Consider the following 20171-nt stretch of genomic DNA (forward strand, 5'->3'; position numbering starts at 1 on the left):
AGTCAGTCATCCGCGTGTCACTGGACGTCGCTTTAGGCTGCGGTGCATATCTCGCCGCACTTATAGCTTCGCCGAGTCATCGGCGCCCGGAGCGTTTTCTTGATCCGCAGGCACTTCTTCCTCGTGGTGGCGCTGTCCGCCGTTGTCCTCATGCTGGTCGTGGGCGGCTTCAAGCTGGCCTTTGCGAACAAGGACGCCAAGGGCGCTGGCGGTGGCGGCCGGGCAACAGCTGTCTCGCAGACGGTGGTCGGCGAAAAGCCGTTCACCGACCGCATCGAAGTGCTGGGCGCGGCCAAGGGCCGCCAGTCGGTGACGATCACCTCCAACACCCCGGAACTTATCACCGCCGTGCACTTCAGTGACGGCCAGGCCGTCACGCGCGGCCAGGTGCTGGTCACCCTCAAGGCCGACCAGGAAGACGCCGGAATCTCGGAAGCCAAGGCTCGCCTGGCCCAGGCCGAACGCGACTACGCCCGCTGGAAGACCCTGGCCGACAAGGGCATCGCCCCGCGCGCCACGGCCGAGCAGTATCTGTCGGCTCTCGAGGTCGCCAAGGCCTCGGTCGGCACGGCCCAGGCCCAGAAGCTGGACCGCGTGCTGCGCGCGCCGTTCTCGGGCCGCGTGGGCATCTCGGACGTCGCGCCGGGCATGCTGATCGCCGCCGGCACGCCGATCGTCAGCCTGGACGACGCCTCGGTGATCCGCGTCGATTTCTCGGTGCCGGACCGCTACCTGTCGACCCTTCGCGTGGGCCTGCCGATCGCCGCGCGCCCCGACGCCCTGCCGGGCGAGACCTTCCAGGGGACGATCGCCCAGATCGACACCCGCATCGATCCCGCCACCCGCGCCATCAAGGCCCGCGCCGAGTTCCCGAACGCCGGCGGCCGGCTGAAGCCGGGCATGCTGGTCAAGGTGTCCATCGACCAGGGCGTGCGCAACGCCCCCGCCGTGCCCGAAGCGGCCGTGCAGTTCGAAGGCAACCAGGCTTCGGTCTACCGCATCGCCAAGGGTCCCAAGGGCCTGGTCGCCCGTCGCACCGACGTCGACACCGGCATCACCCAGAACGGCTTCGTCGAGATCCGCGGCGGCCTGAAGGCTGGCGACAAGATCGTCGCTGACGGCCTGAACCGCGTCCAGGACGGCGCCGCCATCGGCGGTGGGAATGGTGGCGGCCAAGGCGGCAAGGGTGGTGAAGGCAAGAAGCGTGAAGGCAAGGCCGGCTGATGCTGTCCGACCTTTCCGTCCGTCGCCCAGTCTTCGCCGCCGTCGCGGCGATCATCCTCTGCGTCATCGGCTTCGCGGCGTTCACGTCGCTGCCGATCCGCGAGCTGCCCAATGTCGATCCGCCCGTGGTGTCGGTCTCGACCGCCTATCGCGGCGCCTCGGCCGAAGTCATCGAAGAGCGCATCACCCAGGTGATCGAGCGCCAGGTGGCCGGCATCCAGGGCATCGACCGCGTGAACTCCAGCAGCCGTGACGGCCGCTCGCAGATCACCATCACCTTCAACCTGGACCGCGATCTGGACGCCGCCGCCAACGACGTGCGCGACGCCGTCAGCCGGGTGACCAGCAACCTGCCCGACCAGGCCGATCCCCCGCAGATCGCCAAGGCCAATGCCGACAGCTCGCCGATCATCATCCTGAACCTGACCTCGACCACGCTGGATCCGCTGCAGCTGGCCGACTACGCCGACCGCTACTTGGTCGAGCGGATGTCGACCATCGACGGCGTGGCCCAGGCCAACCTGTTCGGGGCCAAGATCTACGCCATGCGGATCTGGCTGGACGCCAACGAGATGGCCGCCCGCGGCGTCTCGGTGGACGACGTCGAGAACGCGCTGAATGCCCAGAACTTGGAACTGCCGGCCGGTTCGCTGGAAAGCGCGTCCAAGGACTTCACCATCCGCGTGGCCCGCTCCTACGCCAAGCCGGAGGAGTTCGCCCGCCTGCCGCTGCGCCCGGCCGACGCCAACGGCTTCGTGCTGCGCCTGGGCGACGTGGCCCGCATCGAGGAAGGCCCGGACGAGCGCCGCCGCCAGTTCCGCGGCAACGGCATCGACCAGGTCGGCATCGGCCTGACCCGCCAGTCGCAGGCCAACGACGTCGCCATCTCCGAGGCCGTCCGCAAGGAAGTGGACGTCATCAACCAGAGCCTGCCGCCCGGCACCAAGATGGTCGTGGCCGTGGACAACTCGATGTTCACCGCCGAGGCCATCCACGAGGTGTGGATCACCATGGGCATGTCGATCGGCCTGGTCGTGCTGGTCAACCTGATCTTCCTGGGCAGCTGGCGCTCGGCCATGATCCCGTCGATCGTCGCGCCGATCTGCATCCTGTCGACTTTCATCGTCCTGGCTCCGCTGGGCTTCTCGCTGAACCTGCTGACCCTGCTGGCCCTGGTGCTGGCCGTCGGCCTGGTCGTCGACGACGCCATCGTCGTGGTCGAGAACATCCAGCGCCGGGTGGACGAGGGCGAGCCGGCCCTGGTCGCCGCCGAGCGCGGCACCCGCCAGGTGTTCTTCGCCGTCGTCGCCACCACCATCGTGCTGATCTCGGTGTTCGCGCCGCTGATGTTCCTGCCCGGCTATATCGGCCGCCTGTTCGTCGAACTGGCCGTGGCCATCGCCGCCGCCGTCGGCTTCTCGGCACTGCTGGCGCTGAGCCTGTCGCCGATGATGGCGTCCAAGCTGCTGCGTCCGGCGCATGGCGAGGGCTGGCTGGCCCGCCGCGTCGACAAGGCCATGGACGCGCTGAAGAACTCTTACCGCGCCTCGCTGGAAAGCATCCTGGGCGGCTGGTCGGCGGCCCTGGCCGGCGGCCTGGTGGTGATCCTGGCGGCCTTCGCCTTCTTCCTGTTCACCCACATCCCCAAGGAGCTGGTGCCGCCGGAAGACCGTGGGCGCGTCGACATCCAGATCAGCGCGCCGGAAGGGGCTGGCTACGACTACACCGCCTCGATCGGCTCGCGCGTCGAGAAGATCATCTCCAAGTACCGAGAGAACGGCGAGGCCGAGCGCACCATCCTGACCATCCCGCGCTTTGGCCAGAACCAGTTCAACAGCGGCAACGCCGTCGTGGTCATGAAGCCCTGGGGCGAGCGCAAGAAGACCGCCGACGAGGTGGCCGCCGAGCTGAACAAGGACCTGTCGAAGATCACCGGCGTGCGCGCCGTGGCCAGCGTGCGGGGCCCGTTCCAGCGGGGCGGCGGCGGCGGCGGTGGCGGCGGCACCAATGTCGACCTGATCGCCGTGGGCAACGATTACGTCCAGCTGGCCGAGTGGCTGAAGCCGATCCTGGCCGAGGCCCAGGACAATCCCGGCCTGTCGCGTCCGCGCCTGGACTATGAGCCGACCGCGCCGCGCCTGCTGGTGCAGATCGACCTGGACAAGGCCGCCACCCTGGGTGTCTCGGCCCAGTCGGTGGGCCGCGCGCTGGAGACCATGTTCGGCTCCCGCCAGGTCACGACCTACATCAAGAACGGCCAGGAATACGACGTCCTGCTGCAGACCAACCTGGAGCAGCGCCGCAGCGTCGAGGACCTGAACCGGCTGAATGTGCGCACCAACTCCGGCGCGCTCGTGCCGCTGTCGACCGTGGTGACCACGCAGCTGCGTGGCGACACCCCGGACCGTCCGCGCGTCGACCGCCTGCGCTCGGTGACCCTGACCACCCAGCTGAACCCCGGCTACACCGTCGGCGACGCCGTGACCTTCTTCCAGCAGTTGGCCGATGAGCGCCAGGCGCCAGGCGTCAGCATCAAGTGGGGCGGCCAGGCCAAGGACTATCTGGAAGGCTCGGGCGGCATCGCCATCGCCTTCGGTCTGGCCCTGCTGCTGGTGTTCCTGGTCCTGGCGGCCCAGTTCGAAAGCTGGATCCACCCAGCCGTGATCATGCTGACCGTGCCGCTGGCGGCGCTGGGCGGCCTGTTCGGCCTGCTGGTCATGGGCTCGACCATCAACACCTACAGCCAGATCGGCCTGATCATCCTGGTCGGCATCGCCACCAAGAACGGCATTCTGATCGTCGAGTTCGCCAACCAGCTGCGCGACGAAGGCCTGACCGTGCGCGAGGCGGTGATCGAGGCGGCGGCCCTGCGCCTGCGTCCGATCATCATGACCTCGATCGCCGCGGCCATGGGCGCCTTGCCGCTGATGCTGTGGGCAGGCGCTGGCGCGGGAAGCCGCAAGACCATCGGTTCGGTGATCTTCACCGGCTCGATCTTCGCGACCCTGCTGACGCTGTTCATCGTTCCGGTGTTCTATGACCTGCTCGCGCGCTTCACGAAGTCGCCGGAGTGGACGGCGCGCCAGATCGAAGAGTATGAAGCCGCCGAGAAGAACGGTGAGGGGCAAACTTCACCGGCATAAACCGGTGAGGAAGCATGGCTGATGGCCACCTGACGGCCAAGCGGCAGGAAATCGCTCTGCTGCGCCGTCTCGAGGAACGGATTCTGTGGTTGGCGGCGTGGACGATCCACAACGCCAACCATCTCCGCGAAAGTCGCGACGGTCTGAAGGTCGGGGGGCACCAGGCGTCCTGCGCCTCGATGACCACGCTGATGACGGCCCTCTACATGAAGGCGCTGCGGCCGCAGGACCGGGTGGCGGTCAAGCCGCACGCCAGCCCCGTCTTCCACGCCATTCAGCACCTGTTCGGCCGCCAGAGCCTGGACAACCTCAAGCGCTTCCGGGCCTTGGGCGGGGCGCAGTCCTATCCCTCGCGCACCAAGGACGTGGACGACGTCGACTTCTCGACCGGTTCGGTGGGGCTGGGCGTGGCCATGACCGCCTTCGCCTCGCTGACCCAGGACTATCTGGCCGCGCGCGGATCGGTGAAGCCTGAGAAGATGGGCCGGATGATCTCGCTGCTGGGCGACGCCGAGCTGGACGAGGGCAACATCTACGAAGCCCTGATCGAGGCCTGCAAGCACGACATCCGCAACACCTGGTGGATCGTCGACTACAACCGCCAGAGCCTGGACGCGACCACCCAGGACCGGATGTTCACCCGCTATGGCGAGATCTTCGAGGCCGCCGGCTGGACGGTCGAGACGCTGAAGTGGTCCAAGCGCCAGCGCGAGGCCTTCGCCAAGCCGGGCGGCGTGGCGCTGCACGACTGGATCGAGACGGCGCCCAACGACCTGTTCGCGGCTCTGAGCTACCAGGGCGGCGCGGCCTGGCGTGAGCGGTTGAACGCCGACCTGGCCGATAGTCCCAAGACCCTGGCCCTGATCGCCTCCTACAAGGACGTCGACCTGGCCGAGCTGATGACCGAGCTGGGCGGCCACTGCCTGGAGACCTTGCTGGAGGCCTTCGAGAAGGCGGGGCAGGACGACCGGCCGCGGTTCTTCATCGCCTATACGGTCAAGGGCCTGCGCCTGCCGTTCCAGGGCCACAAGGACAACCATGCCGGCCTGATGACCCCGTCCCAGATCGCCGAGCTGCGCGAGCGCCTGGGCGTCGTGGAGGGCGAGGAGTGGGATCCGCTGTCGGGCCTCTCGGCCGCCGAGCGCACGGCCCTGAAGGGTCTGGTCGCCCGCGCGCCCTTCGCCGCCGAGGTCGAGCGCCAGCACGTCGCGCCGACCATACCGACGCCGACCGCCGACGAGCTGCTCAGCGCCGTGGTCGGCGGCAAGAACGACAACGAACAGTCGACCCAGGCCGCCTTCGGCAAGGTGATGTTCGAGATCGCCGCCCGGAAGGACGAGTTCGCCGGCCGCGTCGTCACCACCTCGCCGGACGTGACGGTGTCGACCAACCTGGGCGGCTTCGTGAACCGCCGGGGCGTGTTCCAGCGTCGCGCCCACGAGGATGTCTTCAAGCGCCGCCGCATCCCCTCGGCCCAGGTCTGGTCCAAGGCCGAGACCGGCCAGCATGTCGAGCTGGGCATCGCCGAGAACAACCTGTTCATCGCCCTGGCGGCGCTGGGCCTGACCGCGCCGCTGTTCGGCGAGCGGCTGTTCCCGGTCGGGACCCTGTACGACCCCTTCATCGCCCGGGGCCTCGATGCCCTGAACTACGCCTGTTACCAGGACGCCCGCTTCCTGCTGGTCGCCACGCCCTCGGGCCTGACGCTCGCGCCGGAAGGCGGCGCGCATCAGTCGATCAACGCCCCGGTCATCGGCATGGCCCAGCCAGGCCTGGACACCTACGAGCCGGCCTTCGCCGACGAAACGGCGGTGTTGATGGCGCATGCGTTCGAGCGGATCCAGGCGACGGACGGCTGCTCGACCTATCTACGGCTCTCCACGCGGGTGATCGACCAGCCGCAACGGGTGGACGACGCCTGGCGGCAAGGCGTGATCGATGGGGCCTATTGGCTGAAGGCTCCCGCGCCCGGCGCGCGTCTGGCCCTGGTCTACAGTGGCGCGCTGGCGCCTGAAGCCCTGGCGGCGTTCGAGGCGCTGGCCGAGGACATGCCCGAGGCCGGCCTGCTGGCCGTGACCTCGGCCGACGTGCTGCACCGCGACTGGACCGCTTCCGGCCGCGCCCGCTGGACCGGGGAGGGCGCTCGGACCTCCACGATCGAGATCCTGCTGGCCCCGCTGGACCGCGACGCTGGCTTGGTGACCCTGACCGACGGCGCGCCGCTGGCCCTGTCGTGGCTGGGCTCGGTGCGCGGTCAACGGGTGCGGGCGCTGGGGCTGGAAGTGTTTGGCCAGTCAGGCGACCTGCCGGATCTCTTCGGCAAGTACCGCCTGGACGCCGAGGCCATCCTGGACGCCTGCGCCGACCTGTTGGCCTAGAACCCGCCGACGATCGTCATGCCGGTCAGCAGGCGGTCGCGGAAGTGATAGGTCAGGGTCGCGCGGGTGTCGGTCCAGACGTGGCCGTCGGGGCTCTCCACCGAGTACTGGGCCTCGACGGTCAAGGCGTCGGCGGTGTCGGACAGCACGCGGATCAGCTGGATGTTGGGCACGATGGTCGCGAAGATGTGGGCGAACTGCGCCATCGTGGCTTCCAGGCCAACGAAGGGCGGGCCGCTCTCCAGGGTGTCGGGCCAGATCACGTCGGGGTGCAGAACCGCGCGGATGCCCGCCAGGTTTTGGGCGTTGAAGGCCTCATAGGCTTCTTCCAGCACGGCCAGCAGCGCGCTCATGGTCCGTTTCCGTCCGCATCCTCCCTGGAACCGACATCCATGCGCCAGAAAAGGCCGTCACGGAGCGTGTAACAATGCCGCACGCACAGGTCCGACCACAGCTGGCCGGTGCGGTTCCAGACCACCTGGTTGGCGTCGACGACGATACGGCCCTCGTCATCCAGATGGATCTCGACCGGCGTGATCTCCACGCGGATCGAGGCGTCGTTATAGGCCCAGTAGTCGCGGATGGCCTCGGGGCTGGTCAGCAGGCCGCCGCGCGTCACGTCCGGCCATTCCAGGTCCGGTGCGACCAGGGCGCGGAACGCCGCGAAGTCGCGCCGCTGGTTGGCGTCGTAGAGACGCTGGACCAGGGCTTCGATCTCGGGCGGGGCCGGGCGCATCAGTTAAGGGGCCGGTTTGTAGCCGGTCTCGACCTTCAGATAGGCGATGAGGTCGATGCGGTCCTTGGCGTCGTGCAGGCCCGCGAAGGTCATTTTGGTGCCGGGCAGGAACTCACGCGGACTGGAGAGCCACTTGTCGAGGTGCTCGGCGTCCCAGGTGAAGCCGGCGTTCTTCACGGCCTCGGAGTACTTGTAGTCGGCCTTCGAGCCCGCCTTGCGGCCGAACACGCCATAGAGGTTGGGGCCGGTCATGTCCGGGCCGCCCTGCGTGATGGTGTGGCACGAGCGGCAGAAGGCGAACTTGCTCTGACCGTTCGACAGGTCGCCGGTGTTGTAGGGCGCGGGGAGGGCGGCCAGAGCCGCGGCCTTCTGGGCGTCGGTCGGCTTGGGCGCCGACGCCGGAGCCTCCGCGGAGCCGCCACTATCCTTCGAACAGGCCGAAACGGTCAGGCTGAGGGCGGCCAGGACGCCCAGTTTCAACATACGCATGGTGACCCCCGACTGACGTTTCGCCGCATGGTCTGCGACGGCGCGACGCATTCCAAACCCTTATAAAATCAGGGCCGTGAGCTTGTCACGGAACAATGTTCCTTAAGGCGAGCTCTGCCGCGCCCCTGCGACAATCGCCGGTATCTACGTGATTCTTCACACGAAAAGTGAAATCGCAAACCGTGGGTCTGCACATAACTGTTTGACGAGCGTTAACCATAAAATCTACCACTTTTCTCACGGAGCGGGCTGGCTCCGGACGGGCAGGGAAGAACGACCATGGACTGGAGCGAAGAGCGGACCGCGACCCTGAAGAAGCTGTGGCTGGAAGGCCTCAGCGCGAGCCAGGTGGCCCGTCAACTGGGCGGCGTCAGCCGCAGCGCCGTGATCGGCAAGGTGCACCGTCTGGGCATCACCGTCCGCGAAACCCCGGTGCGCAACCGCGTCACCAGCGTCCGCGTCCCGTCGCGGGTTTCGGCCCGCCGGCCGATCCGCGAGACCACCGCCGCCCCCCACGTCGCGCCCCGCCTGGAGCGCACCGAGGAGGACCTGCTGCCGACCTCGGGCATCCTGGAGCTGGGCTCGCACTCGTGCCGCTGGCCGATCGGCAATCCGGAAGGCGACGACTTCGGCTTCTGCGGTCGCCCCAAGCTGACCAGCCGCGGCTCCTACTGCGAGCAGCACACGGCCGGCGCCTTCCGCCGCCTGGGCAACGCCAAGGCCGTCGAGGCCTGGGCCCTGAAGGGCCTCAAGGAACGCGTCCAGCCCAGCCAGATCTAAGGCTGCCTGAAACCGTCCTTCCGCACCGAATTCCACATTCCCTCGAGATCACCGAGTAGAACCCCCATGAACATGGTCCTGATCGAGAACGCCGCCGGCAGCAGCCAAGTGATCACCATCATCGAGGAGTTCGCCGGCCACTCGGTGTCGCGTGATCTGAACCCCGGCGACCACGCCAGCATCCCCGTCACCCAGTTCAAGTCGATCACCGTCCGTGAGACGTATCCGGACGATTGGTTGACCCGCGGCGTCACCCGCAACCGCGCGACCGCCCACGCCTGAGACCGGTACCACCTGGAAAGCGCATTTTGGCGCTCAGGTTTCCCGCTTAAATTGAAAGAGATGACCCCGCGAAGCCTTTCGCGGGGTTTTTCGTTTGGCGTATGGGCGCCGCAGATTGCGTGAGCGTTAACCTTATGAGACACAGAGCGCCGTTTTGGGGGGCGAAACGACTATGCGTAAGGGGGACGAGCGAGCCGGCTTGGTCGAGGACCATGCCCTGCCGCTGCCGAGCTATCTGAGTTACTTGCTTTATCAGACCGAGCAGCACCGCCGCGCGGTCGCCGCCGACCTGTTGGCGCAGCACGGCCTGACCTTCGCCAAGTGGGTGGCGATGATCTCCCTGCGCCGGTTCGGGGACCTGTCGATGACCCGGCTGGCCAAGCTGGCCGCCACCGATCGCACGACCCTGACCCGGTCGATCGACAGCCTGATCGCCGACGGCCTGGTGGCGCGCGAGGCCTCGCCCAGCGACCGTCGCATCGTGGTGGTGTGCCTGACCGACGCCGGCCGCGACTTGCTGGAAAAGATCCGCGCCGAGATCCGCCCGCTGAACCGCGAGGTCTGCGCCAATCTGACCACGGAAGAGCAGGCGGCCATGACCGGCTACCTGCAGAAGATGCTGACCGGCCTGATCGTCGAGCCCGACTGGAAGCAGGACGTGATCGGCTTCTCTACGCCGGCGCCGCCGGAGACGGTCTAGCGAAGGTCTGGCGCAGCGTCGCGCCGGCCCACGCGCCGATCAGGCACCAGCAGAGGACGGCGCTGACGCCGACGACCGGTGGAGCGTCCATGACGTGGATCTTGTCGCCCCAGGGCCAGTGCAGGACATAGATCCAGTTGATGATGGCGACGGCTTGGTCCGTGAGCACGTGGATGATCGCGGCGGCGGCGCCCAGTCGCGGACGCCAGGCGGCCAGCAGGGCGCACAGCAAGGCCTTCTGCAGCAGCCAATAGCTGTAGATAGCGGGCGACCCGAGCCCGTCCAGCAGGTCGTAGATCGGAATCTCGGCGCGGAAGGTCAGTCGGCTCCAGATCGGCAGGGTGCTGGCCAGGACGACGGCCCAGAACAGCCCATCCACCCGCACGCGCCAGCCGGCGGCGCTGAGCAGGCCGCCCAGCGCCCAGGACAGGCGGCCTTCGTCCAGCACGTCCAGCTCAGCCCGCATCGCCTGGCACATCGTCCGTCGGTTCGGCGGCGCGACCCATCCAGCCAGCTTCAGGATGGCGCGGGACAGCGAGACGGTCATCGACATCAGACGGCTCCCTTCGGCGTCAGCGCCGGGATGATGGGGGCGGGAAGGGGATTGTCGCGCAGCACGGCCTTGCCAGCGGCGGTCAGGCGGTAGGCGTGACGCGGCGGCCGGCCGGCCCGGTCGGGCTCCAGCCAGCGACTTTCCAGCAGGCCGCGTTCGTCCAGCCGCGCCAGGATCGGATACAGGCTTCCCGACTTCAGCCCGGTCGTCCCGGCGATCTCCAGGCCGTAGGACCAGTCGCCGTCACGCAAGGCGTGCAGGACGGCGAGGGTCTGAGCGGACGGGCGGCGCTGGCGCGAGGTCATGCCATAACTCTACATAGGTAGAGATTTCTCGCAAGCCTGGTTGTGTGGGCCAGCGTGGACAATCAGTCGTCGAACTTCACCCGCCCGCGGCCAGACTTCACCGTGCCGCGCTTGGCCTTGCCGTCCAGGCGTTTCAGCTTGCTGGAATAGGTCGGCTTGGTCGCCTTGCGGGGCTTGGGGCGCTCGGTAGCGCGGCGGATCAGGTCGACCAGGCGTTCCTGGGCATCCTGGCGGTTCATCTCCTGCGAGCGCGAGCCCTGCGAGAACAGGATCAGCACCCCGTCCTGGGTCAGGCGGCTGCCGGCCAGGGTCTCCAGCCGCGCCTTGACGTCTTCGGGCAGGGCCGGGGAGTTGCGGACGTCGAAGCGCAGCTCGATCGCGGTGCTGGTCTTGTTGACGTGCTGGCCGCCGGGGCCCGAGGCGCGGGTGGCCTTCCAGACCAGCTCGTCCTCGTCGATCCGCAGCCAGGACGTGATCTCGATCATCGGGGCGGCGCCGCGCGCTTGGCCTTCACCACCAGCTGGTCCAACGCCTGCAGGAACCGCGAGCGGTCGGCGTTGGCGAAGGCGGCGGGGCCCTTGGTGACCTCGCCCATCGACCGCAGGTGCTCGCCGATCGACCGCGAGGCCAGGGCCGAGCCGATCATGTCGGGGCTGAACACCCGTCCGTTCGGGGCCAGGGCCGCGCCGCCGGCCTTGAGCACGCGGTCGGCCAGGGGGATGTCGTTGGTCACCACCACGTCGCCCGGCCCGCAGCGCTCGGCGATCCAGTCGTCGGCGACGTCGGGACCGGCGTCGACCACGATCTGCTCGATCACCGGCGTCGCCGGCACACGGATCCAGCTGTTGGACACCACGAAGGTCTTGAAGCCATGCCGGGCGGCGACCTTGTAGGCCTCGTCCTTCACGGGGCAGGCGTCGGCGTCGATGAAGAGGATGGCGGTCATCGAAGCCAAACCTACCGCTGAAAAAGAAACCTGGAGGAGAGTGGTGCCGGCGGAGAGGATCGAACTCCCGACCTTCGGTTTACAAAACCGCTGCACTACCGCTGTGCTACGCCGGCATTGGGCCTGAAGACCCGAGGTCAGGGCTTATGCCGCTTGATGCGGCGGGGGGCAAGGGCGACCTAAAGATCAAATCGCACCCCCTGGGCCAGCGGCAGCGCCCCCGAATAGTTCACCGTCGCCGTCTGCCGCCGCATGTACTGCTTCCAGCTGTCCGACCCGCTTTCGCGGCCACCGCCGGTCTCCTTCTCGCCGCCGAACGCGCCGCCGATCTCGGCGCCCGAGGGGCCGATGTTGACGTTGGCGATGCCGCAGTCGCTGCCGGCGGCCGACAGGAAGGCTTCGGCCTCGCGGACGTCGTTGGTCATGATGCAGGAGGACAGACCTTGTGGGACGTCGTTCTGGATCGCCACGGCCATGTCCAGGCTGTTGTAGGGCGCGACGTGCAGCAGGGGCGCGAAGGTCTCGCGCTGCATGCAGGGCGCCGGCGCGGCGTGGCGGGCCAGGGCGGGGCGTACATAGAAGGCGTCCGGATGCTCGTCGATCAGCAGGCGCTCGCCGCCGCTGACGCTGCCGCCCTCGGCGCGGACCTGGTTCATGGCCTCGACGAAGGCGTCATAGGCGGCCTTGTCGATCAGCGGGCCCAGCAGGGTGCTCGCCTCGCGCGGATCGCCGACCCGCAGGCGTTGGAAGGCCGTGTCGACCGCGTCGGCGACCTTGTCGACCAGGGTCTCGTGAACGATCAGCCGGCGCAGGGACGTGCAGCGCTGGCCCGCCGTGCCGGCCGCCGAGAAGACGATGGCGCGCAGGGCCAGCGACAGGTCGGCCGAGGGCGTGACGATCATGGCGTTGTTGCCGCCCAGCTCCAGGATCGAGCGGCCAAAGCGCTCGGCGACCAGGGGCGCGACGGCCTTGCCCATGCGGGTCGAGCCGGTGGCGCTGACCAGGGCGATGCGCGGATCGCGGGCCAGGCGCTCGCCGGCGTCGCGGCCGCCCTGGATGACGGCGCAAAGGCCGTCGGGCGCGTCCTCGAAGCGGTCCAGGGCGCGTTGCAGGATGGCGTGGGTCGCCAGGGCCGTCAGGGGCGTCTTCTCGGACGGCTTCCAGATCACCGGATCGCCGCAGACCAGAGCCAGGCAGGCGTTCCAGGCCCAGACGGCGACCGGGAAGTTGAAGGCGCTGATCACCGCCACCGGACCCAGCGGATGCCAGGTCTCGCGCATGGCGTGGCCGGGGCGCTCCGACGCGATGGTCAGGCCGTGCAATTGACGGGAGAGGCCGACGGCGAAGTCGCAGATGTCGATCATCTCCTGGACCTCGCCCGCCGCCTCCGACGCGATCTTGCCGGCTTCCAGGGTGACGAGGGCGGCGAGGTCAGCCTTGGCGGCGCGCAGTTCCTCGCCGAACAGCCGGACCAGTTCGCCGCGACGCGGAGCAGGGACGGTGCGCCAGGGTTCGAAGGCGTGGCAGGCCGCCGAGATCTTGGCGCCGATCTCGCGGGCGTCGTCGAAGGCCACGTGTGTCAGGACCTGGCCGTCGATCGGACTGCGGACGGGATGACCGCCGTCGGCGGGCAGGGCGGGGACGCCCAGCTTGCTCAGCAGGTCGCGGGCGTGGACGGAGGGAGAGGGCTGGCTCATCGCCCGAGCACACGCCGCCGCTGGGATACGGTCAACCCCTCGAAGTTGCGTGAGACACAACGAGCCGGTAGGGACGGGCCAAGCAGGAGATCGACCATGGCCCAGGGCAAACTCATCGACGGCAAGGCCTTCGCGGCCGATCTGCGGGCCAAGGTCGCCGAGGACGTCGCGGCGCTGAAGGCCGAGCATGGCTTGACGCCCGGCCTAGCCGTCGTGCTGGTCGGCGAGGATCCGGCCAGCCAGGTCTATGTGCGCAGCAAGGGCCAGCAGACGGAAGAGGCGGGGATGTACTCCGAGACCCACCGCCTGCCGGCCGAGACCACCCAGGACGAACTGCTGGCCGTGGTCGCCAAGCTGAACGCCGACCCCAAGATCCACGGCGTGTTGGTGCAGTTCCCGGTGCCGCCGCACATCAGCCAGATGGACGTCGTGGCGGCCCTGTCGCCCGACAAGGACGTCGACGGCCTGACCGTGACCAATGCCGGCCGCCTGGCCAGCGGCCTGCCGGCCCTGGCGCCCTGCACGCCGACGGGCTGCATGATGCTGATCAAGGACACGATCGGCGACCTGAAGGGCAAGAACGCCGTCGTGATCGGCCGCTCGAACCTGATGGGCAAGCCGATGGCCCAGATGCTGCTGGCCGCCGACTGCACCGTGACCATCGCCCACTCGCGCAGCCAGGACCTGCCAGGGATTGTGCGCCAGGCCGACATCGTCGTGGCCGCCGTCGGCCGGGCCGAGATGGTCAAGGCCGACTGGATCAAGCCGGGCGCGGTGGTCATCGACGTCGGCATCACCCGCTTCCCGGCTCGCGATCCCGAAGCCGCCGCGGCTGGCAAGACCCGCCTTGTCGGCGACGTCGCCTTCGACGAGGTTAGGGAAATCGCCGGCGCCATCACGCCGGTTCCGGGGGGCGTGGGGCCGATGACGATCGCTTGCTTGCTGGCCAATACGCTGACGGCGGCCAAACGCCTGGCGGGGATCGCCTGATGCGGAGGGCGCTGGTTCTCGTCGCCTCCGCCCTTTTCCTCACCGCTTGCGGGGCCAAGACCCCGCCGCCTACGCCCGAGCAGGCTCTGGCGCTGCGTCCGGCCAACGCCAAGCTGGCGGCGCTGTACGAAACCTCGTGCCACGCCTGTCACGCCGTTCCCGGCACGGGCGCGCCACTGGTCCATGACCGCGCCGCCTGGGATCCGCGCTGGAAGCAGGGCGAGGCCGTGCTGCTGGACCACTCGATCCAGGGCTTCAACGCCATGCCGGCCACCGGACAGTGCGTGGCTTGCACGCCGGACGATTTCCGGGGTCTGATCCGATTCATGGCGGGGCGCGAAGACTCCGCTGGATAAATCGGGAGGCAGCATGATCTCGAGGCGCGGAGCCCTGATCGCGGGCGGAACCGGAGCGGCAGTCGTCGCCGGCGGCGCGGGGGCGGCCTATGTCGTCGCCACCGGAGACAAGCCCGAACCGCCGTCGCCGGCCTCGGTCAATGCCGACGGCAAGCTGCTGTGGCGCAACTGGTCGGGCGTGCAGCACGCCTATCCCGCCGCCCGCCTGGCGCCCAAGGACGAGGGCGAACTGGCCACGGCGCTCAAGGTCGCCCAGGCCCCGATCCGGCCCGTCGGCGCCGGCCACTCGTTCACCGCCCTGGCCCCGACCAGCGGCACCCTGGTCTCGCTGGACGCCATGGCCGGCCTGGTCGGCTGGGAGGGCGACGAAGCCATCGTCCGCACCGGCACGCGGCTCGGAGCCCTCGGCCCGCTGCTGGCCGAGAAGGGACGGGCGCTGCCGAACCTGCCCGATATCAACAAGCAATCGCTGGGCGGGGCTCTGGGCACCGCTACCCACGGCACGGGCCAGGCGATCCAGGCCATGCACGGCAGCGTCACCGGCCTGCGGCTGGTCACGCCGTCGGGCAAGGTCATCGACGCCGACGCGACTAGGAACCCCGAGATCTTCCAGGCCGCCCGCGTCTCGCTGGGCGCGCTGGGCGTGATCAGCCAGGTGCGGATCAAGACCAGCGCCAACCGCCGCCTGCGCCGCAAGGTCTGGCTGGAGCCGTTCGAGGAGGCGCTCGCCAAGGCCGACGAGCGCTGGGCCCGGCACCGCAACTTCGAGTTCTACGCCGTGCCCTTCACCGGCCTGGCCGCCAATATCAGCCACGATGAGACCGACGATCCGGCAGAGGCTCGTGGTCCCGACCAGGACACCGAGTTCCTGCAGGCGCTGCGGGGCCTGCGCAATCTGCTGGGCTTCGCCACGCCGCTGCGCAGGGCCGCGGCCAAGGCGCTGCTGTCGACCGCCAAGCCCGAGACCGCCGTCGACGAGGGCTGGAAGCTGCTGTCGACCGAACGGCCGGTGCGCTTCAACGAGATGGAATTTCACCTGCCGGTCGAGAACCAGCTGAGGGCGCTGCAGGAAGTGGTGGCGACCATCGAGAAGGAACGTCCCGACGTGTTCTTCCCGATCGAGGTGCGCCGGATCGCGGCCGACGACGCCTGGCTGTCGCCGTTCCAGGGCGGGGTGCGCGGCTCGGTGGCGGTGCACGCCTATTACCGCGACGACTTCAGCTTCCTGTACGAACTGATCGAGCCGATCTTCCGCCGCTACGACGGCCGGCCGCACTGGGGCAAGCTGCACACGCTGAAGGACCAGCAGTTGGAGGCGGTCTATCCGCGCTGGAAGGATTTCCTGGCCGTGCGCCAGGAACTGGATCCGGAGGGCCGGATGCTCAATCCGTACCTGAAAGGGCTGTTTGGCCTGACCTAGGGGGTCAGGCCGCGGCGCCCAGATATTCGGTGACGCGGGCTTCCAGCTCGGTCACCAGGGCCTTGCCCACCGGGTGGGTGTCGACCTTGATGTCGTCGCGGACGCAGGCCTTGATCGCGTCGATGTGGGCGTCGACCAGGAACATCGGCGCCGAAAGGCGGGTGTCCGGATCGTCGATCAGCTTGCACAGCGAGGCGGCGAGGCGCGTGATCAGCGGAAACTCGTAGGTCGCGCCGAGACCCTTCAGGTCATGGGCGCGAAGATACAGGGTCTCGACCGTCTGGGCGTTGAGACCCTCGCTGCGCACGCCCTGGCGAGCAGCTTCCAGCTTGGTGATTTCGTCGTTCAGCCATTGGGCGAAGTTGCCCGACAGGCTCTTCAGAGCCGCCTCGGCCTTGGCGATCGCGGCCATGTCGATGCCGCCGCGCCCGCCCACCTTGAGCTTGAGCATATTCGGCACCTGAATGACTTCTGCGGTCTTGTTCGTCACGGAGCGCCTCCCCAGTGGCGGATAGTTGGAGAACGCTAACATAGCAGGCGTTAACATTGGATGAGACCGGAGTTTCCCGCGACCCAACGTCTCAGGGGGCGCCGGCGAGGTCTCAGGTCAGGCCGAGAACTGTTCGGCCAGAACTCTTTCCTCCAGGCTGCGACCGGCGTCGAACAGCATGGACAGCGAGGTGCCGCGGTCCTCGGAGATATGGACCTCGATCACGTCGCGGACTTCGAAATTGTCGGCCACGGCGCTGACGGGGCGCTTGTCGGCTTCCAGGATCTCGAAGGTGACGCGGGACGACTGCGGCAGCAGTGCGCCCCGCCAGCGACGGGGGCGGAAGGCCGAGATCGGCGTCAGGGCCAGCACCTGGCCGTCGATCGGAATGATCGGGCCGTGGGCCGACAGGTTGTAGGCGGTCGAACCGGCGGGCGTGGCCAGCAAGGCGCCGTCGCAGACCAGCTCGCCCATCCGCACCTTGCCGTCGATCGAGATGCGCAGCTTGGCGGTCTGACGAGTCTGACGCAGCAGCGACACCTCGTTGATCGCCAGGGCCCGGTGCTGGGTCCGGCGCGAATCGATGGCGACCATGGCCAGCGGATGGATGACGGCGCGCTCGGCGGCGTTGATCCGCTCCAGCAGGTCGTCTTCGGAGTACTCGTTCATCAGGAAGCCGACCGAGCCGCGGTTCATGCCGTAGATCGGGGTCTGGGTGGCGATCGCCTCGTGCAGGGTTTCCAGCATGAATCCGTCGCCGCCCAGGGCCACGATGACCTGGGCGTTCTCGTCGCCGACGTCGCCATAACGGGCGGTGAGACGTTCCCGCGCTTCCTGAGCTTCGGGTCGGTCGCTGGCCTTGAAGGACAGGCGAGTCACGAAGGGTTGCGCTTGGTACATGGGGCCAAGTGGCGGGAAGGCCGCCAGCTTGTCAAACCTCAGATCAGGCTTGGCCGACAGCCTGGCGGAAGGCCATGCCGGCGATGTCCGGCGTGAAGGGGCCGAAGGCGCTGGCGGCGCGGCGCACGCCTTCGTCGCCGCCGCCCGGACGGCCGCCGTTCAGCTGGCGGACGTGCTCCAGGATGGTCGGGAAGACGCTGCGGTCGATGCCCACGGCCGAGCAGGCCAGGGCCAGAAGTTCGGGGCGGCCGCTGTCGATGGCGCGGCGGATCTGGGCGGATTCGAACTTGCCCAGGCGGGCCAGGGCCATGACGAACAGCTGCAGCCGGCCTTCACGCAGCACGCGCAGCAGGTAGCCGGGGCGGAGCTGTCCGGCGGAGTCGAGCTTCTCGATCAGCGAGCGCTCCATCTCCTCGCGGTCCTCGTCCTGTTCGACGGGGCCGACCTCGCTGTCGCTTTCGCCGCGATGGGCCGCGCGCAGGGCGTCGTTGACCGCCGTCTGCATCTTGGTCGGATCGAGGTGGAAGCGGGTCGACAGGGCGTCGCGCAGGGCGCGGCCGACCAGCAGGTAAAGCTGCTCGGCCAGGTCGCTGGACAGCTTGGGATGCTGGGCCAGGGGCGAGCGCAGGGCGACGACCTCGCGCGAGCGGCTGACCAGACGGCTCATGGCGTCGGGCGAGATCTCGGCGGTGTCGTTGGAGGCCAGGGCCGTCAGCACGGCCGGCTCGTCACGGCTGATGATCGCCTCGACCACGGCGCCGGGCAGGCGCGGGCGGCGGGCGATCTCGATCTGATGCTCCAGCGTGGCCTGGACCAGCAGGCGGATCAGGTCGTGATCCTGCAGCACCGGGCTGCGGGCGATGATCGGGCGGGCGATCTCGATCTCGTCGAGGGCCATGATGTTGACCAGGGCGGACGGCGCCCAGTCGGCGTCGGCCAGGCGTTCGGACAGGCGGCGGCGGATATCGCGCTCGGCCTCGACCACCAGGGTCATGAAGATGGAGTTCAGCAGGGCCTGGATGTCGGGGTGGGTCGGCTCGCCACGCGCCTGGCCAGCCTCGCACAGGTCGATGATCCCCGTGAGCAAACGTTCACGGTCGCCTGCCTCGCGACTGCGAGCCAGCTTCATAAGCGATGCGATCTCGACGGCTTGGATGGCCCGCCTCCTTCGAATCCGGAAGACCGGATGAGGATGACCTTGCCGTCCCCAAATGAAAACATGCTTAAACGGAACAAAGACACCGACACAGCGTAACGCGTCGAGATGTCGCAAGCTTGAGCGGAGGATACGTGTCCCAAGATCTGATCCTGGCCCTGGACCAGGGCACGACCAGCACCCGGGCCATCCTGTTCGACCGCGCCGGCCAGCCTCTGGCCGAGGCCTCGCGGCCGCTGCGCCAGAGCTATCCGCACGACGGCTGGGTCGAGCACGACGCCGAGGAGATCTACGCCGCCTGCGTGGCGGTGCTGCGCGAGGTGGCCGAGACCTCGGGCAAGGCCGACCGTATCGCCGCCATCGGCATCACCAACCAGCGCGAGACGGTGGTGATCTGGGACCGCAAGACCGGCCGCCCGATCCATCCGGCCGTCGTCTGGCAGGACCGCCGCACCGCCGAGGTCTGCGCCCGGCTCAAGGACGAAGGCCACGAGCCGCGCGTCACCGAGGTCACCGGCCTGCTGCTGGATCCGTACTTCTCGGGCACCAAGATCGCCTGGATTCTCGACAAGGCGCCCGGCGCGCGGGCTAGGGCCGAGGCGGGCGAGCTGCTGGCCGGCACCATGGATTGCTGGGTGATCTGGCGGCTGACCGGCGGGGCCGTGCACGCCACCGACGCCACCAACGCCTCGCGCACCCTGCTGTTCGACATCGCCGCCCAGGACTGGTCGGCGGATATGCTGGAGCTCTTCAACGTCCCGGCGGCGCTGCTGCCCAAGGTGCTGGACTGCGTCGACGACTACGGCGCGACGAAGGCCGAGGTGCTGGGCCGCGAGGTCCCGATCCGGGGCGTGGCCGGCGACCAGCAGGCGGCGCTGATGGGGCAGGGGTGTGTGGCCCCCGGCCAGATGAAGGCCACCTACGGCACCGGCTGCTTCATGCTAATCAACACCGGCGAGGACCGGCCGATCTCGCGCTCGCGGCTGCTGACCACGGTGGCGGCGCGGGTGAACGGCAAGACGACCTACGCTCTGGAAGGCTCGATCTTCGTGGCCGGCGCGGCGATCCAGTGGCTGGGCGAGGGGCTGGGCATCACCGGCGGTCCGCGCGCGGCCGAGGCCCTGGCGCGGGCGGCCAAGGCCGACCATGGCGTCGTCGTCGTGCCGGCCTTCACGGGCCTCGGCGCGCCCTGGTGGGACGCCAATGCGCGGGGCGGCATCTTCGGCCTGACCCGCGACGCCGGCCTGCCCGAGATCGCGGCGGCCACCTTCGACAGCTGCGCCCTGCAGAGCCGCGACCTGATCGAGGCCATGCGGGCCGATGCGCCCACGGCGTTCGGCGAGGCGGCGCAGCTGCGCATCGACGGCGGTATGTCCAAGAGCGCCTGGTTCTCGCAAAGGCTGGCCGACCTGACCGGCATCTCGGTGCGTCGGGCCAGCTACCAGGAGATGACGGCGCTGGGCGCGGCCCTGTTCGCCGGGGTCGGGGCGGGACTCTACGCCTCGGTCGAGGCGGCGGCTGAAGTCAGCCCCGCCGCCGAAACCCTGACGCCCTCGATCAAGGGCCACGAGCGCGAAGCCGCCTATGCCCGCTGGCTGGACGCCGTGCCGCGCATACGACTTTAGT

At 68.7% G+C, this 20171-nt stretch carries 21 protein-coding genes and 1 tRNA gene; 10 read left to right on the forward strand and 12 right to left on the reverse strand.

All coding sequences use genetic code 11. From position 1 onward, the window contains the following. Positions 1-99: 99 nt before the first annotated feature. Genes AC1RR5_RS06065 through AC1RR5_RS06075 form a run of 3 tightly spaced genes read left to right on the forward strand, consistent with a single transcriptional unit; the run spans position 100 to position 6745 of the window. Complete coding sequence (locus AC1RR5_RS06065; protein WP_492920230.1) at positions 100-1224, forward strand: efflux RND transporter periplasmic adaptor subunit; 1125 nt, start codon at positions 100-102, stop codon at positions 1222-1224. Then, entirely contained in the window at positions 1224-4367 is a 3144-nt protein-coding gene (locus tag AC1RR5_RS06070) for an efflux RND transporter permease subunit (protein WP_492920231.1), read from the forward strand. Before AC1RR5_RS06065 ends, AC1RR5_RS06070 begins: the two co-directional genes overlap by 1 nt. A 14-nt stretch (positions 4368-4381) precedes the next feature. Further along, positions 4382-6745, forward strand: a complete 2364-nt coding sequence (locus AC1RR5_RS06075) for a thiamine pyrophosphate-binding protein (protein ID WP_492920232.1) — start codon at positions 4382-4384, stop codon at positions 6743-6745. On the opposite strand, the gene AC1RR5_RS06080 is transcribed toward AC1RR5_RS06075, so the two are convergent. From AC1RR5_RS06080 to AC1RR5_RS06090, 3 genes are read right to left on the reverse strand one after another with little or no spacing between them, the layout of a single operon-like run. Next, positions 6742-7098, reverse strand: a complete 357-nt coding sequence (locus AC1RR5_RS06080) for a YybH family protein (RefSeq protein ID WP_492920234.1) — start codon at positions 7096-7098, stop codon at positions 6742-6744. The two genes, AC1RR5_RS06075 and AC1RR5_RS06080, sit on opposite strands and share 4 nt — an antisense overlap. Beyond that, positions 7095-7481, reverse strand: a complete 387-nt coding sequence (locus AC1RR5_RS06085) for a nuclear transport factor 2 family protein (RefSeq protein ID WP_492920236.1) — start codon at positions 7479-7481, stop codon at positions 7095-7097. Before AC1RR5_RS06085 ends, AC1RR5_RS06080 begins: the two co-directional genes overlap by 4 nt. Before the next feature lie 3 nt (positions 7482-7484). Continuing rightward, a complete protein-coding gene (locus AC1RR5_RS06090; protein WP_492920237.1) occupies positions 7485-7970 on the reverse strand; it encodes a c-type cytochrome in 486 nt (161 codons plus the stop codon). Between the two features lie 279 nt (positions 7971-8249). Between AC1RR5_RS06090 and AC1RR5_RS06095 the strand changes: the two genes are divergently transcribed. The 3 genes from AC1RR5_RS06095 to AC1RR5_RS06105 all read left to right on the forward strand — a co-directional run bounded on the left by AC1RR5_RS06095 (position 8250) and on the right by AC1RR5_RS06105 (position 9732). Next, positions 8250-8750: a GcrA family cell cycle regulator gene (locus AC1RR5_RS06095; RefSeq protein ID WP_492920238.1), complete on the forward strand. Its 501-nt coding sequence runs from the start codon at positions 8250-8252 to the stop codon at positions 8748-8750. A 66-nt stretch (positions 8751-8816) separates the two neighbouring features. After that, positions 8817-9032: a hypothetical protein gene (locus tag AC1RR5_RS06100; RefSeq protein ID WP_492920239.1), complete on the forward strand. Its 216-nt coding sequence runs from the start codon at positions 8817-8819 to the stop codon at positions 9030-9032. A 172-nt stretch (positions 9033-9204) separates the two neighbouring features. Further along, positions 9205-9732 carry a MarR family winged helix-turn-helix transcriptional regulator gene (locus tag AC1RR5_RS06105; protein WP_492920240.1) on the forward strand — a complete coding sequence of 176 codons (528 nt, stop codon included), beginning with the start codon at positions 9205-9207 and terminating at the stop codon, positions 9730-9732. On the opposite strand, the gene AC1RR5_RS06110 is transcribed toward AC1RR5_RS06105, so the two are convergent. From AC1RR5_RS06110 to amaB, 6 genes are all read right to left on the reverse strand, one after another. Next, positions 9704-10285 (reverse strand): hypothetical protein, encoded by a 582-nt coding sequence (locus AC1RR5_RS06110; RefSeq protein ID WP_492920241.1) that lies wholly within the window; start codon positions 10283-10285, stop codon positions 9704-9706. The genes AC1RR5_RS06105 and AC1RR5_RS06110 overlap by 29 nt on opposite strands. Further along, the gene (locus tag AC1RR5_RS06115) at positions 10285-10590 is read right to left on the reverse strand and encodes a PadR family transcriptional regulator (RefSeq protein WP_492920242.1); all 306 of its coding nucleotides are present in this window, start codon (positions 10588-10590) and stop codon (positions 10285-10287) included. The genes AC1RR5_RS06110 and AC1RR5_RS06115 overlap by 1 nt, the downstream gene beginning before the upstream one ends. 62 nt (positions 10591-10652) lie before the next feature. Further along, positions 10653-11075: an alternative ribosome rescue aminoacyl-tRNA hydrolase ArfB gene (arfB, locus tag AC1RR5_RS06120; RefSeq protein ID WP_454716787.1), complete on the reverse strand. Its 423-nt coding sequence runs from the start codon at positions 11073-11075 to the stop codon at positions 10653-10655. After that, complete coding sequence (locus tag AC1RR5_RS06125; RefSeq protein ID WP_492920243.1) at positions 11072-11536, reverse strand: YaiI/YqxD family protein; 465 nt, start codon at positions 11534-11536, stop codon at positions 11072-11074. Before AC1RR5_RS06125 ends, arfB begins: the two co-directional genes overlap by 4 nt. A 41-nt stretch (positions 11537-11577) precedes the next feature. Further along, positions 11578-11652 (reverse strand) — tRNA-Thr (locus AC1RR5_RS06130). A 63-nt stretch (positions 11653-11715) separates the two neighbouring features. Then, positions 11716-13233: an L-piperidine-6-carboxylate dehydrogenase gene (gene amaB / locus AC1RR5_RS06135; RefSeq protein ID WP_492920244.1), complete on the reverse strand. Its 1518-nt coding sequence runs from the start codon at positions 13231-13233 to the stop codon at positions 11716-11718. A gap of 96 nt (positions 13234-13329) precedes the next feature. On the opposite strand from amaB, the gene folD reads away from it, so the two are divergent. The 3 genes from folD to AC1RR5_RS06150 are packed head-to-tail and all read left to right on the forward strand — an operon-like array spanning position 13330 to position 15999. Further along, positions 13330-14223 carry a bifunctional methylenetetrahydrofolate dehydrogenase/methenyltetrahydrofolate cyclohydrolase FolD gene (gene folD / locus AC1RR5_RS06140; RefSeq protein ID WP_492920245.1) on the forward strand — a complete coding sequence of 298 codons (894 nt, stop codon included), beginning with the start codon at positions 13330-13332 and terminating at the stop codon, positions 14221-14223. Next, positions 14223-14579, forward strand: coding sequence for a c-type cytochrome (locus AC1RR5_RS06145; protein WP_492920247.1), 357 nt, complete (start codon positions 14223-14225; stop codon positions 14577-14579). The genes folD and AC1RR5_RS06145 overlap by 1 nt, the downstream gene beginning before the upstream one ends. A 13-nt stretch (positions 14580-14592) precedes the next feature. Beyond that, complete coding sequence (locus AC1RR5_RS06150; protein ID WP_492920249.1) at positions 14593-15999, forward strand: D-arabinono-1,4-lactone oxidase; 1407 nt, start codon at positions 14593-14595, stop codon at positions 15997-15999. A 4-nt stretch (positions 16000-16003) separates the two neighbouring features. Here the strand turns inward: AC1RR5_RS06150 and AC1RR5_RS06155 are convergent, their stop codons facing one another. From AC1RR5_RS06155 to AC1RR5_RS06165, 3 genes are all read right to left on the reverse strand, one after another. Continuing rightward, positions 16004-16489, reverse strand: a complete 486-nt coding sequence (locus tag AC1RR5_RS06155; RefSeq protein ID WP_492920250.1) for an Hpt domain-containing protein — start codon at positions 16487-16489, stop codon at positions 16004-16006. 117 nt (positions 16490-16606) lie between these two features. Further along, the gene (locus AC1RR5_RS06160; protein WP_492920251.1) at positions 16607-17389 is read right to left on the reverse strand and encodes an NAD kinase; all 783 of its coding nucleotides are present in this window, start codon (positions 17387-17389) and stop codon (positions 16607-16609) included. 43 nt (positions 17390-17432) lie between these two features. Continuing rightward, positions 17433-18518, reverse strand: coding sequence for a DUF2336 domain-containing protein (locus tag AC1RR5_RS06165; protein WP_492920252.1), 1086 nt, complete (start codon positions 18516-18518; stop codon positions 17433-17435). A gap of 161 nt (positions 18519-18679) precedes the next feature. Here AC1RR5_RS06165 and glpK point away from each other — a divergent pair, with 161 nt between their 5' ends. Next, positions 18680-20170 carry a glycerol kinase GlpK gene (gene glpK / locus AC1RR5_RS06170; protein WP_492920253.1) on the forward strand — a complete coding sequence of 497 codons (1491 nt, stop codon included), beginning with the start codon at positions 18680-18682 and terminating at the stop codon, positions 20168-20170. The last annotated feature ends 1 nt before the right edge of the window (position 20171 follow it).

It is taken from the genome of Caulobacter sp. GW821-FHT11E11 (assembly GCF_058808315.1).

What these genes read in the sequence shown, in the direction of transcription:
- AC1RR5_RS06070 (WP_492920231.1), top strand. Translation starts at nt 1,224, where the DNA reads ATGCTGTCCGACCTTTCCGTCCGTCGCCCAGTCTTCGCCGCCGTCGCG.
- AC1RR5_RS06075 (WP_492920232.1), top strand. Translation starts at nt 4,382, where the DNA reads ATGGCTGATGGCCACCTGACGGCCAAGCGGCAGGAAATCGCTCTGCTG.
- AC1RR5_RS06080 (WP_492920234.1), bottom strand. Translation starts at nt 7,098, where the DNA reads ATGAGCGCGCTGCTGGCCGTGCTGGAAGAAGCCTATGAGGCCTTCAAC.
- AC1RR5_RS06085 (WP_492920236.1), bottom strand. Translation starts at nt 7,481, where the DNA reads ATGCGCCCGGCCCCGCCCGAGATCGAAGCCCTGGTCCAGCGTCTCTAC.
- AC1RR5_RS06090 (WP_492920237.1), bottom strand. Translation starts at nt 7,970, where the DNA reads ATGCGTATGTTGAAACTGGGCGTCCTGGCCGCCCTCAGCCTGACCGTT.
- AC1RR5_RS06095 (WP_492920238.1), top strand. Translation starts at nt 8,250, where the DNA reads ATGGACTGGAGCGAAGAGCGGACCGCGACCCTGAAGAAGCTGTGGCTG.
- AC1RR5_RS06100 (WP_492920239.1), top strand. Translation starts at nt 8,817, where the DNA reads ATGAACATGGTCCTGATCGAGAACGCCGCCGGCAGCAGCCAAGTGATC.
- AC1RR5_RS06105 (WP_492920240.1), top strand. Translation starts at nt 9,205, where the DNA reads ATGCGTAAGGGGGACGAGCGAGCCGGCTTGGTCGAGGACCATGCCCTG.
- AC1RR5_RS06110 (WP_492920241.1), bottom strand. Translation starts at nt 10,285, where the DNA reads ATGTCGATGACCGTCTCGCTGTCCCGCGCCATCCTGAAGCTGGCTGGA.
- AC1RR5_RS06115 (WP_492920242.1), bottom strand. Translation starts at nt 10,590, where the DNA reads ATGACCTCGCGCCAGCGCCGCCCGTCCGCTCAGACCCTCGCCGTCCTG.
- arfB (WP_454716787.1), bottom strand. Translation starts at nt 11,075, where the DNA reads ATGATCGAGATCACGTCCTGGCTGCGGATCGACGAGGACGAGCTGGTC.
- AC1RR5_RS06125 (WP_492920243.1), bottom strand. Translation starts at nt 11,536, where the DNA reads ATGACCGCCATCCTCTTCATCGACGCCGACGCCTGCCCCGTGAAGGAC.
- amaB (WP_492920244.1), bottom strand. Translation starts at nt 13,233, where the DNA reads ATGAGCCAGCCCTCTCCCTCCGTCCACGCCCGCGACCTGCTGAGCAAG.
- folD (WP_492920245.1), top strand. Translation starts at nt 13,330, where the DNA reads ATGGCCCAGGGCAAACTCATCGACGGCAAGGCCTTCGCGGCCGATCTG.
- AC1RR5_RS06145 (WP_492920247.1), top strand. Translation starts at nt 14,223, where the DNA reads ATGCGGAGGGCGCTGGTTCTCGTCGCCTCCGCCCTTTTCCTCACCGCT.
- AC1RR5_RS06150 (WP_492920249.1), top strand. Translation starts at nt 14,593, where the DNA reads ATGATCTCGAGGCGCGGAGCCCTGATCGCGGGCGGAACCGGAGCGGCA.
- AC1RR5_RS06160 (WP_492920251.1), bottom strand. Translation starts at nt 17,389, where the DNA reads ATGTACCAAGCGCAACCCTTCGTGACTCGCCTGTCCTTCAAGGCCAGC.
- AC1RR5_RS06165 (WP_492920252.1), bottom strand. Translation starts at nt 18,518, where the DNA reads ATGAAGCTGGCTCGCAGTCGCGAGGCAGGCGACCGTGAACGTTTGCTC.